This window comes from Caulobacter sp. SSI4214 (assembly GCF_012184455.1).
GTDB lineage: Bacteria > Pseudomonadota > Alphaproteobacteria > Caulobacterales > Caulobacteraceae > Caulobacter > Caulobacter vibrioides_E.
Genome location: NZ_SZWJ01000001.1, coordinates 198,078 through 210,004 on the forward strand (window position 1 = coordinate 198,078; position 11,927 = coordinate 210,004).

10 protein-coding genes and 1 pseudogene are annotated in these 11,927 nt (G+C 63.0%); 6 read left to right on the forward strand and 5 right to left on the reverse strand.

Going from position 1 to position 11,927, the window contains the following annotated elements; all coding sequences use genetic code 11:
- Window positions 1–35 precede the first annotated feature (35 nt).
- Window positions 36–1,451: an aldehyde dehydrogenase family protein gene (locus FCU40_RS00840; RefSeq protein WP_168072250.1), complete on the reverse strand. Its 1,416-nt coding sequence runs from the start codon at window positions 1,449–1,451 to the stop codon at window positions 36–38.
- Window positions 1,448–2,566, reverse strand: a complete 1,119-nt coding sequence (locus tag FCU40_RS00845) for an NAD(P)-dependent alcohol dehydrogenase (RefSeq protein WP_168072251.1) — start codon at window positions 2,564–2,566, stop codon at window positions 1,448–1,450. Before FCU40_RS00845 ends, FCU40_RS00840 begins: the two co-directional genes overlap by 4 nt.
- A gap of 136 nt (window positions 2,567–2,702) precedes the next feature.
- Here FCU40_RS00845 and FCU40_RS00850 point away from each other — a divergent pair, with 136 nt between their 5' ends.
- The 3 genes from FCU40_RS00850 to FCU40_RS00860 all read left to right on the forward strand — a co-directional run bounded on the left by FCU40_RS00850 (window position 2,703) and on the right by FCU40_RS00860 (window position 6,391).
- Window positions 2,703–3,350 carry a TetR family transcriptional regulator gene (locus FCU40_RS00850; protein WP_168072253.1) on the forward strand — a complete coding sequence of 216 codons (648 nt, stop codon included), beginning with the start codon at window positions 2,703–2,705 and terminating at the stop codon, window positions 3,348–3,350.
- A gap of 181 nt (window positions 3,351–3,531) precedes the next feature.
- Complete coding sequence (locus tag FCU40_RS00855; protein WP_168072255.1) at window positions 3,532–4,827, forward strand: cytochrome P450; 1,296 nt, start codon at window positions 3,532–3,534, stop codon at window positions 4,825–4,827.
- 7 nt (window positions 4,828–4,834) lie between these two features.
- On the forward strand, window positions 4,835–6,391 hold the full coding sequence (locus FCU40_RS00860; protein ID WP_168072257.1) for an acyl-CoA synthetase: 1,557 nt from the start codon (window positions 4,835–4,837) through the stop codon (window positions 6,389–6,391).
- Between the two features lie 160 nt (window positions 6,392–6,551).
- Here FCU40_RS00860 and FCU40_RS00865 read toward each other — a convergent pair whose 3' ends face one another.
- On the reverse strand, window positions 6,552–8,762 hold the full coding sequence (locus tag FCU40_RS00865) for a TonB-dependent receptor (protein ID WP_168072258.1): 2,211 nt from the start codon (window positions 8,760–8,762) through the stop codon (window positions 6,552–6,554).
- 318 nt (window positions 8,763–9,080) lie between these two features.
- On the opposite strand from FCU40_RS00865, the gene folE reads away from it, so the two are divergent.
- Together folE and FCU40_RS00875 are read left to right on the forward strand one after the other, a co-directional pair.
- Entirely contained in the window at window positions 9,081–9,665 is a 585-nt protein-coding gene (gene folE, locus FCU40_RS00870) for a GTP cyclohydrolase I FolE (protein ID WP_168072259.1), read from the forward strand.
- 265 nt (window positions 9,666–9,930) lie between these two features.
- Window positions 9,931–10,623, forward strand: coding sequence for an IS6 family transposase (locus tag FCU40_RS00875; RefSeq protein ID WP_168072280.1), 693 nt, complete (start codon window positions 9,931–9,933; stop codon window positions 10,621–10,623).
- A gap of 36 nt (window positions 10,624–10,659) precedes the next feature.
- Here the strand turns inward: FCU40_RS00875 and FCU40_RS00880 are convergent, their stop codons facing one another.
- The gene (locus FCU40_RS00880) at window positions 10,660–10,965 is read right to left on the reverse strand and encodes a hypothetical protein (protein ID WP_168072260.1); all 306 of its coding nucleotides are present in this window, start codon (window positions 10,963–10,965) and stop codon (window positions 10,660–10,662) included.
- Window positions 10,966–10,974: 9 nt separating this feature from the next.
- Window positions 10,975–11,343, reverse strand: coding sequence for an MmcQ/YjbR family DNA-binding protein (locus FCU40_RS00885; RefSeq protein WP_168072261.1), 369 nt, complete (start codon window positions 11,341–11,343; stop codon window positions 10,975–10,977).
- Between the two features lie 175 nt (window positions 11,344–11,518).
- Between FCU40_RS00885 and FCU40_RS00890 the strand changes: the two are divergent.
- Window positions 11,519–11,670 (forward strand): annotated as a pseudogene (locus FCU40_RS00890) (IS3 family transposase); the annotation flags it as partial.
- Between the last annotated feature and the right edge of the window lie 257 nt (window positions 11,671–11,927).

The window sequence follows — 11,927 nt, forward strand, 5'->3', positions numbered from 1 at the left end:
TCCGCTCGAATGATTCCATTCGAGCGGATAAGGCTCTAGGCTCGAGCCAGGTAGAGCGACTGCGGAGCCATGAACTCCAACAGACCCTCCATTCCGTTTTCGACGCCGAACCCGCTCTGCTTATGGCCGCCAAAGATCGTATCTGGACGCAGATTGAGGTTTTGATTGATCCACACCGTTCCGGTCTCCAGACGCCGGGCGATGTCGACAGCCTTGTCCAGGTCCTTGGACCACACCGCGCCGGCCAGGCCGTATTCGCTATCGTTGGCCCGATCGATGACGTCATCGATATCGGAGAACTTCAGCATTGGCAGGATTGGTCCGAAGGCCTCTTCTTGAACGACGCGTTCGGCCTCGGGCGGATTATCAACGATGGTGACTGGCACGAAGTAACCACCGTTGGATGGCGCCTCGCCTTGGAACAGGGTGAGCTTCTTGGTCTTCGCGTCATTCAGCAGGTCGATAACCCGATCGTACTGGCGCTTGTTCTGGATCGGCCCTAGCACCGTGCCCTGCTCGCCGCCGTCGCCCACCTTGACCGCCTTGGCGATGGCGACCAGACGATCGCGCAGACCGTCATAGATATCCTCGTGCACGTATAGCCGTTTGGTGGCCACGCAAATCTGGGCGCTGTTGTAGAAGGCCCCAAAGAAGATCTTCTGCGCGACCTCGTCCAGGTCGACATCAGGCATGACTATCGCCGCGTCGTTTCCGCCCAGCTCGAGCGTCACGCGCTTGAGGTCCTTGGCCGCGCTCTCCAGGACGCGCTTGCCGGTGGCCGTCGAGCCCGTGAAGGAGATCTTGGCGAAGCCCGGGTGGCTGGTCATCCATGGCCCTAGCTCATCGCCGCCGCTGATCACGTTCAGGACGCCGGGCGGAAAAACGTCGGCCAGCAACTGGCCGATCTTCAGGGTGCATAACGGCGTGAAGGGCGAGGGCTTGAGCACCATGGTGTTACCCGCGACCAGCGCGGGTGCGACCTTCCACATGGCCAGCGATACTGGAAAGTTCCACGGCGCGATGGCGCACACCACGCCTAACGGCACATAGCGCGTCTCGATCAGCTGAACGGCGGAGTCTTCCGCCACATGGATCGGCGGGGTCATGGCCGCGACGGACTTGAGCCACTCGCCCGCCATCAACACTTCCTGACGGGCCGCGTCGACGGGACGGCCCTGCTCCTTGGTAAACAGCCGCCCCAGCTCCTCCGCGTGAGCGATCAAGATGTCGCCGGCTTTAGCCACCAGGGCTTGGCGCTCAGCAATCGGGACCTTTTTCCAAATCTTGTACGCGGCCTTGGCCGCAGCGACCGCTGCGTCAAGCTGGTCACGACCGCAGTCGGGAGCCTGCGCGAAGATCTCGCCGGTGGCGGGATTGGTAACCGGGATCGTGGCGGCGGCGCTCACCGCCTTGCCGTCGATGGTCATGGCGTAGTCGGTGTGGAAGTTCATGGCCGAGTTCCTTGCGTATCCATCAGGAGGACGACTTTGACGCACTCTCCGCGATGCTGTGCGGCGATCGCCTCGTTGATCTGGGAGAAGGGAAAGCAGGTGATCATCCGGTCGAAGGGCAGATCGCCGCGTCGATGGTGATCCATCAGTTCGGGCAGGAAGACGTCGGGGTCGCTGTCGCCCTCGATAATTCCCTTGATCGTATAACCGAAGGTCATGATCCGGTTGATGTCGCCGGGCGGCGGCGAGCCCCGCGGCGATACGCCGACGATCCCGAACACGCCCTTGGAGGCCAGGGTGTCCATCACCGCGCTCTGTACCGTGGGGACGCCGGTGGTGTCGAAGGCGTAGTCGACGCCCTCGGGCGCTATAGCCCGAACGGCGGCGGCCAGATCGGTCTCAGCCTTGGGGTCGATCGTGTGGGTGGCTCCGAACTCCAGAGCCAGGGCGCGGCGAGCAGGATGCGGTTCGACAAGGATCACGATACGACAGCCCTGAAGCTTGGCGCCCATCACCGCACTCAGTCCCACCGGACCTCCACCGGTGATCAGTAGGCTGGACCCTGCCTTGCAGGCTAGGGAGCGCATGATCCCGCCGGCGCCGGTCTGGATCCCGCAGCCAATCGGCCCCATCAACTCCAGCGGCAGGTCTTCTGGGACCTTCACGACGTTTCGTTCGTAGGTCAGGGCGTGGGTCGCGAAGGACGATTGGCCGAAAAAGTTGCTGCCGATCGGTCCGGCGTCATCGCGTATGGCCTTGGAACCGTCGCTTCTCACGCCCGCGTAGTTGAGCTGCGGCATGGTCCTGCAGTAAGCAGCGTCACCATCGTCGCATCGAGAGCAATGACCGCAAGAGCGGAACGTCATGGCCACCCGGTCGCCGACAGCGACCTTGGTGACCTTGGCGCCAACCCGCTCGACGACGCCCGCCCCCTCATGACCCAGCACAACCGGCGGCGCGATCGCCTCGCTCTCCTTGAAGACTAGATCGGTGTGGCAGACGCCAACGCCAACGACCCGCACCAGGATCTCATCGTCGCGCGGGTCGTCCAGCTCGACAGACCTGATGACAAAGGGCTTGCCCGCGCCTTGCGCTACGGCGGCTTGAACATCCATGCCGGACCTCCCAACGTCGCTCACCCCGCCTCTACGGCGTGGAGGGTGGATTGATGCGATCTTTGTCGTCGCGATTGACCCAGTCTTTAAATGGTCATTTAATTAAGTCAATCTCCGCGACACTCGGAATGAAGGCATGACCCGCGATAGCGCTCGACCACGGTCCCCAAAGGGCGATGCCGCGGAAGGGCGCGGCGTCCTCCTGTCCGCGGCGCGCGAATTGCTGAGCGAGCATGGCGACTCGCGGTTCTCCTTGGCTGAGGTCGCCGCGCGCGCGGGCCGCAACATCGCTCTGGTCAGCTACTATTTCGGCGGCAAGGAACAGATGCTGGCGGCGATCCTCGCCGAAGACGAAGAGGTCGTGCTCGGCCCCTTACGAACGCTTGCCGCCAGCGACTTGCCCGCCGAGCAACAGCTGGAGCAGCACATCACCGGCCTGGTCGACCTCCTGGCCGAGCGCCCATACCTCAATACGCTTATTCACGAATTGCTGAGGCGCAGCGGCAAAACCATTGGCGAGGACATAACCAACCGTCTGATCAAGCCCATCATCGATTTCCAAGCCGCCCTACTGGCCAGGGGCCTCGCCGAGGGCGCGTTCAGGACCGTCGATCCTTTCGTCTTCCACCTCAATTTAATGGGCGGCATCGAAATGCTGTTCAGCGCCCGGTCGACGGTCCGGTTCGGTTTCGGCCTCAGGGCGGATGACGCCAAAGTGCGGGAGCGGTTCATTCGCGAAACCCTGTCGTTGGTCATGGACGGCGCGCGCGCTCGAAACACCTGACATTCGATCTTCTCGGGCGCTCACAAGCCGAGAGGCGCTTGCCCATCAGTTGATTAAATGATTATTTAATTTCCGCTCTCCACGCGACACCCCAACCGCGCAACCTCGCACGGAGGCAAAGCGGACGGGTGGAAGCGCGAAAGCCAAATAAGACCGCCTCGAAAAACCCAGGGAGGATCTGATGCCTAGCGCGACAGTCGCCATCGACAACCCGAGAGTCCCCGAAGACCTCGCCAACACGCTCGTTCGACCAGCGGCCTATGCCGACCAAACCATCCACGACGTCTACAGCTGGTTGCGTCGCAACAGCCCGTTAGCGATCGCGGAGCCCGAAGGCTTCGATCCGTTCTGGGTCGTCACCAAACATGCCGACATTCTCGAGATCAGCCGCAACAATGGCCTATTCCCAAGCGGCGAACGGGCCACCACGCTGAACAGCAAGGCGCATCTGGAGCGGAACCAAAAGATCACCGGCTCCCCCCATCTGGTCCGGTCGATCATCCAGATGGATGAACCGGATCACATGAAATACCGCCTGCTCTCGCAGGCTTGGTTCATGCCCGGCAATATCCGCAAGCGCGAGGAGGCCATCCGCGAGCTGGCGCGAAAAGCCGCCGAGACCCTGGCGGCGCGAGGCGGCGTGAGCGACTTCGTGGCCGACGTGGCGTTGCATTTCCCGCTGCACGTGGTCATGGAGATTCTCGGCGTGCCGCCAGAGGACACGCCCCGCATGCTTCGCCTGACCCAGCAGTTGTTCGGGGCCCAGGACCCTGACACAGCGCGCGTCCAGGCCGCGCTCACCGCCGAGCAATACGGCGCCATGCTCGAAGCCGTTGTCGCCGACTTCACCGCCTATTTCGAGACGATCAGCGCCGACCGCCGCCTCAATCCTCGCGACGACCTGGCCAGCGTGATCGCCAACGCCCAAGTCGACGGCGCGCCGATCCCGCCGCGTGAAGCGGCCGGCTACTACATCATAGTCGCCACCGCGGGGCACGACACCACGGCCTCCTCGACCGCCGGGGTGATGTGGGCTCTGGCCACGACGCCGGGCCTGTTGGAAAGGGTGAAAGCCGACACCGCCCTGATCCCTGCCCTGATCGAGGAAGCCATTCGCTGGACCACACCGGTCAAGACCTTCATGCGGTCGGCCAGCCAAGACACCGAGCTGCGGGGCCAGACGATCCGCAAAGGCGACTGGTTGATGCTGTGCTACGCTTCGGGCAATCGCGATGAGGCGGTCTTCGACAATCCCTTCGCCTTCGACATCGATCGCAAGCCCAATCGGCAAGTGGCCTTTGGCTACGGCGGTCATGTCTGTCTAGGCCAGCATCTGGCCCGGATGGAGATGCGCATCCTGTTCGAGGAGCTTCTGCCGCGCTTGCGCAGCGTGAAACTGGCGGGCGAACCTCGGTCCATCGAGAGCTGGTTCGTGAACGGCCTGAAGACTCTGCCCATCCAGTTTGAGATGGACTGAGCGCGCCATGACGTTGGAAGGCCCGCTCGCCCACCCCAGCCACATCGCGCGGCTCCATCCGAACCGCCCGGCCGTCATTATGGCCGAGACCGGCCAAACCCTTTCTTATGGCCAGATGGAGGCGCGCGCCAATCAGGGCGCGCATCTTTTCCGATCGTGGGGCCTCTCGCGCGGCGACGTCGTCGCATTGTGCCTGGAGAACGGCGCCGAATATTTCGAGATCACCTGGGCCGCTCAGCGCGCCGGCCTCTATTGGACCTGTATCTCAACTCGGCTGACAGCGCCCGAGGCAGCCTACATCGCCCGCGATTGCGGGGCCCGCCACCTGGTCGTCTCGGCAAGCCTGGCAGACCTGGCCGCCGATCTCGGCCGGGAGCTTGCGGGCGAGATCAAGGTTCTCGTCTCCAGCGGCGACAAGACCGCGGACAGCTTCGAGGCGGCCCGCGATCGGCTTCCGACCACGCTGATTGATGACCCTTCCGCTGGCGGCGACATGCTCTATTCCTCCGGCACGACGGGACGCCCTAAGGGCGTGCGTTCGCCGCTGCCGCAAGGCGCCTTCGACGCTCCCTCCCCCATGGCCAGCAGAGTCGAGACCCTGTTCGGCTTTGGTCGCAACGGCGTCTATCTTTCGCCCGCGCCGCTTTATCACGCCGCGCCCCTGCGGTGGGCCATGTGCGTCCATCGCCTGGGCGGTACCGTGGTGGTCATGGCGCGCTTCGACGCCGAGGCGGCGTTACGGTTCATCGAGTCCCATCAGGTCACCTGCGCCCAGTTCGTTCCCACCCATTTCATCAGGATGCTGAAGCTACCCGAGGCCACACGCCAATACGATGTCAGCTCGCTGCGCGCGGTTGTCCATGCCGCCGCGCCTTGTCCCGTACCGGTCAAGCGCCAGATGATCGGCTGGTGGGGACCCATAATCCACGAATACTACGGCGGCACCGAAGGTAACGGCCTGACCTACATCAGTTCGGATGAATGGTTGGCCCACCCAGGTTCGGTCGGACGCGCCATCGTCGGTGATTTGAAGATCTGCGACGAGGCAGGCGATCCCCTGCCGCCGCGCGTCGAGGGGCTGGTGAGCTTCGCGGACGGCCCGTCCTTCACCTACCACAACGACCCCGCCAAGACGGCCGAGACCCGCAACAAGCACGGCTGGACGTCATTAGGCGATATCGGCTGGGTCGATGAGGAAGGCTACCTGTACCTGACCGATCGCAAGAGCTTCATGATCATTTCGGGTGGGGTGAACATCTACCCGCAGGAGATCGAGAATGCGCTGATCGGCCATGACAAGATCGCCGACATCGCCGTGGTCGGCGCGCCCGACCCCGACCTGGGCGAAGCGGTGGTGGCCGTTGTCCAACCAGCGTGCTGGACCGATGCCGGGCCCGAACTGGCGGCCGAGATCCTGGCCTACGCCCGGGACCACCTGGCGCGCTACAAGACGCCACGCCGTGTGGAGTTCATGGAAGAACTGCCCCGTCACCCGACCGGTAAGCTGCTGAAGCGCCTGATCCGTGACCGGATGTGGAACGCCCAGGACACGCCGCCTTCTTAGCGATGACCTCGCAGGGAGGGGCAACGAAAAAGTCCCGGGCGCTAGGCCCGGGACAGTCGTTTGATGCGCCCCGATCGGCCCGGGGTGGTCCAACCGTTACCCATCAGGAGAGGAGACCGGCGCCGGCTCTTTCGAGCCGCCGCCGGGCGAAGATCGCGGCCTAGAACTTTCGCGAGAGCTGAACGCCCCAGGTCCGCGGAGCGGCGTAGTTGCCCATGTAGGCCCCGATTGCACCGATATAGGTGACGTTCTGCTTGTAAATCTTGTCGCCAAGATTGTTCACGTAGAGCCGCAGTTCGGTCAGCCTGTTGGCGTCGCTCAGCTTGGCCGAGACGCTGGAAAGCCAATAGGCCTTCTGGGTGTCGTTAGCGGTGCCGAAATAGCGCAGAACCACGTCATCGCTGTAAGAAACATCCCCCCGCACGGTCAGGGTCGACAGGAAGCCTTCGCCGAGGTCGATGCGATACTCCCCGCCAAGGCGCGCGGTGAAGTCCGGCGCATGGGGCAAGGGCTTGCCGTCCAGGTTTTGCACGCCAAGGCTCGGCTGGGCGTCATCGTAGCCCGAGAAACCGTTGAACCGAGCATGGGTGAGCGTCGCTGACCCATCCAGCTTAAGGCTCTCGGTGAGGCTCCAGGAGAACTCGCCCTCAAGCCCATAGATTTTGGCATCGGCGTTCTGCACCACCGTGGTGGTCGGCGGCTTGGTGATCGTCACCTGCAGGCCCGAATAGTCATAGTAAAAGGCCGCGAAATTGGCGATCACGCGCCGGTCGAACAGTCGCGATTTCAGACCCACCTCATAGGCGTCGATGCCCTCGGGCCTGTAGAGACCAAGGGCGCCGACCGCGCCGCCATCCCCGCCCTCCAGGTTCTCGCCGCCGGACTTGAAGCCCTTGGAGTATTGAACATAGCTGTTGACGTTATCGGTCAGATCGAATTGCAGATTGATCTTCGGCAGCAGCTTGCTGCTCGTGGTCCCGACCGCGATGGGCCCCGCCGCATAGGCGGCCGAACCGGGCACGACGCCAACGCCCGGAATGGACACGATCCGGTTTTGCAGGAAGTCCTTGGTTTCGTGATTGTAGCGCAAGCCAAGGTTCAGGCGCATGCGCTCGGAGAACGAGTAGGTCACGTCCGCGAAGGCTGCCAGAGACTCGGTCTTACTATCGACCGAGGCGGTCAGGACGGTGTTGGCCGGGACGCCGAAGCCGGGGGCGAAGAAGGTTCCCAGGCGCAGCGGCAGCGCGTTGCCAGCCTTCTCATGATAGTAATAGAGGCCCAGAATCCACTGCACCTTGTCGCCGGCGCCCAGCAGGTTGAACTCCTGAGCGTACGACTTCGAAGGGCGGGTAAAGTCGATGGTGTTGAATCCGTCGAGGATCGTGGAATCGGCGTCGACCGAAACCTTGCTCTTGTGGTCGACATAGCTGGTGATCGACCGTAGCGAGACCTTGTCGGAGATCGTCCAATTGACCGTGCTCGACAGCACCGTTGTCTTGGAATTTTGCGCGAAAGGCTGATCGGCGACGATACGATTGGGCTCTAGCGTCTGGCCCGCGGTAGGGATCAGCGCCGGCGTGAACAGCTGCTGCCAGCCATTGGCAGCCTTGTTCTCTTCGTAGCGCGCAGCCAAGTCTATGGTCAGGCCGCTGGACGGCTCAAGGCGTAGAGCCCCTCGCACATAGTTGATATCCGCGCCGCCCAGGGTCTTGCCGCTAGGCGAGATCTTCACATAGCCGTCCTGTTCATCGTGCCCCCCGCTCAGCCGCCCATAGACGCCATCGGCCAGCGGACCGGAAACATAGCCGCTGACGCCGAAGGCTGACCGGCTGCCGGTCGAGACGTTCGCCATGCCCTCGAATGTTCTTGAGGGGGCCTGGGACACGAAGTTGATCGCGCCGCCGGTGGCGTTACGGCCATAGAGTGTCCCCTGCGGACCGCGCAAGACCTCGACCCGGTCCAGATCAATGGCGCGAACCGACGGCATGGTAGACCGCGGCAGGAAGACGCCATCGGCGTACATGGCCACTGTTGGCTCGGTGATGCCGGAGTCCACGGTCGAGCCGACCCCGCGGATGGTCACCAGCGCGGACCCGAAGTGCTCGCCCCAATTGACGTTGGGGACCAGCTTGGCGATGTCCTTGACGTCCGAGACGCCGCGATCCTTCAGCGTCTCCGCCGACAGGGCCGAGACCGAGGCGGCGACATCCTGAAGGTTCTCGCCACGCTTCATCGCCGTCACGACGATTTCATCGACCGTGGCGGTGGGCGGCTTTTGATCGGCGGCGGCAAAGGCCGCGCTGGCCGAGAACAAGGTGGGCGCGGCCACGGCAATAGCCGTGGCGCAATACAGCACGAGCTTGCGTCGCATCATCCATTCCTCCCCTAGGGCGTTGTTTTTATAATATTTATCACCAGGCTCGGTACTGCCGGGCCCGGCCTGGGACGGTTCAGGCTGCTCGCCCAGCGCACCGCATTATGGCGTTGAAGCGGGCTGCTAGGCCCTGCCGTCCAAGGCATCGCGACGCTGTTACAACTGACAAGAATTGTCAATTGCTCGCTTAATCGCTAAGCCGTCAATTTAATCACTCGTTTAAACGCCCGAGCTTCTCGTGATGGAAATGCGGGAATTGGCGGTCTCACGCTTGAGGATCGCTCTCGGAGCCTATTTGAAATTGGAGTTTCATCCATGACGCGCGCCAATGCCTCGATCCCTGTTCCACAACAGGTCCAAGACGCTATCCGCACCCTGATCCGCTGGTCCGGAGAGGACCCAGAGCGCGAAGGCCTACAGGAAACCCCGCAACGCGTAGCCCGAGCCTGGAAAGAGTATTGCGGAGGGTACGAAGAGGATCCGGCCATCCACCTGGAAAAGGTGTTCGAAGAGGTAGGGGGTTACAACGAGATCGTCCTGCTCAAGGACATCCCGTTCCAGTCTCACTGCGAACACCACATGGCGCCAATCATCGGAGTGGCGCACATCGCATACCTCCCCCGCGACCACGTGGTCGGCATCTCCAAGCTCGCGCGCGTCCTGCATGCCTATGCACGTCGCCTGCAGGTTCAGGAGCGGTTGACGGCCGAAGTCGCCGACTGCTTGTGGAACAATCTCAAGCCTCTGGGCGTCGCGGTCGTGGTGGTCGCCAACCATGCCTGCATGAGCGGGCGCGGCGTGCGCACGCCCGGCGTACAAATGAAGACGAGTCGGATGATGGGGGTCTTCCAGGATGACGAGCGCTCCCGGCGCGAGGTGCTAGCTCTTATGGGGCTTTGAAGGCCAATGCGGGACCCTGCCCAAGACGGGCGCTCACGACGGGCGCGCCTGCTCGACCGCGAGCCGCCTGCGCTACGGCGCCATCAGCTATTTCACGGCCGCCGACCTGACCAGTGACGTGACTGTCGCGACAACTTAACGCCGTCCGGCTAAGCCGTTGAAACTGAACGAGGTGGCAAATTCGCCAACTTGAGGCCACCACTTAACGCTGGCCCAGAAAGCCCAGGTGACAAGCTAACGCTGTCCCTAAACCCGGAGCTAGGTCCTGAAGCGCCTTTCGTTCAAGCGTCATCGGTTCCCGCCTGAGATCATCCGGCACGCGATCTGGCTCTACTTCCGCTTCAGCCTAAGCCTGCGAGACGTGGAAGAGTTGCTGGCTGAACGCGGCGTCGAAGCCAGCTACGAGACGATCCGACGCTGGGCGAAGAAGTTCAGGCCGGCGATCGCGCGCCGACTGAAGGCGCTGCGGCCCAAGCCGTCGCCGCGCTGGCATCTCGATGAAATGATCTGTCGGGTCGGTGGCAAGCACGTCTATCTGTGGCGCGCCGTGGACGACGAAGGGGAGGTGCTCGACATCCTGGTGCAGCGGCGCCGGGACGCCGACGCGGCCAATAAGTTCCTGACGAGATTGCTGCGTGGCCAACCCATCGAACCCGAACGGATAACGACCGACGGGCTCAGATCCTACGCCGCGGCGCTGAGGGATCTGGAACGCAGCCACCTCCATCTTTCGGGTGGCCTGCGCGAAAACAACAGGGTGGAGAACTCTCACCTGCCGATCCGACAGCGGGAACGAAGGATGCAGGGCTTCAGAAGTCCGGCCTCCGCCCAGCGCTTTCTCACCACCCACGCCGCCGTCTACAACACCTTCAACACCCAACGTCACCTGGTCAGCCGCCCAACGCTTCGGCGCTTCCGCGTCCAGGCTCACGCCGCGTGGGCGACGGCGACCGCCTGAGGCGGCTAAGTATTCACCCCGTGCGGCCTCTCGCGGCTAACGTGACAGCTCCCTCCGCAGGTACTGCAGCCGGTCGTTCAAAAGGCGGGGATACTTGGTCAACAGCGGCGTGTAGGCTGGATGCCAGGAACAGCGTACGGCCGTCTCGTTGAGATGGGTTTCGATGAAGCCCCAGGCAGAGACGATAACGCCGCGATAGAGCATGGCCGCCAATGCGTCGGGCTCAGGGGTCCAAGGATTGATCTCGACCATGCAGTCGAAACGCCCTGGATCGCGGCGATAGCCAGGCCCGGCCATGCCACGATACGCGCCTTCACGGGCGAAACACTGGGCTAGATCCATTATCGTTCCCTATCCTCGCCCGGACAAAACCGGGCGTTCCTCGGACGGCCTGCGGCCATTCTCACCGGGCGAATAGACCTCGCCGAACGCCGCGCTCAGCATTTCGGCCATCAACGCCTCGTCCACGCCTTGCAGGCGCACCAGCGTCACACCCGTTGCGCGCCGACGTCCAGGCTCGACGGTGACAGCGTCGCTCTGGACGATCGCCTTCGCCTGATCCTTTCGGCTGAGCTTGATGACCGCCCAACCGGGCGCGGGCCATCCCAAGGTGGCGAAAGCCTTGTCACCGACACGAAACTGCACGGCGTCGAGCACCGGCCGTACTTGGACGCCCGGTGCCAGGCGAGAGGCAAGGTTGGAGAAGGCATCGGGCGTCATGGCGATCCTCGCACGGAACGACATCCCTGATGTTCATGAGTCGCGCCGTAGTCGCAAAGCTGGCGTCCGACTGCGTCAAGAACGGTCGCCGTGCTTGCCCTTGCCCTATGCGAACTCGACGCTAAGCAGAACTAACTGACCTCCGCAGACTTGATGACTCTGATGTAGCTTGTGGATCGCCGACATGATCGGGTGCACGGCCCAAACGCTGAACGAATGGGAAAAGAAGACCAGGGTCGATGCGGGCAAGCGGGTGGGTCGCCCAGCGACGTGTCCGAGAAGATGAAGGCGCTGGACCGGGAGAACCGCGAGCCGCGCCAAGCCAACGCACCGAAGGTCGGCCCATAGCAGCCAGATCCCGCGCAAGGCCCGCGCCTATTTCGCCCAGGGGCAGCTCGCGGTTCTCCCGATCGAGCTGTGGGCCAAATAGGTTGTCCATCCGGTCCGGACCCGAGAAGCTGCGGTTGCGAAGCTACAGAGTTTCAGGAGGGATCGGATGGACGCGCATAAGAATGCCCGTCTGACACCGCACAGTCGAGCACCTACCTACTGTTCAAGCTTTAAGCCGTTTGGCGAACCAGTCT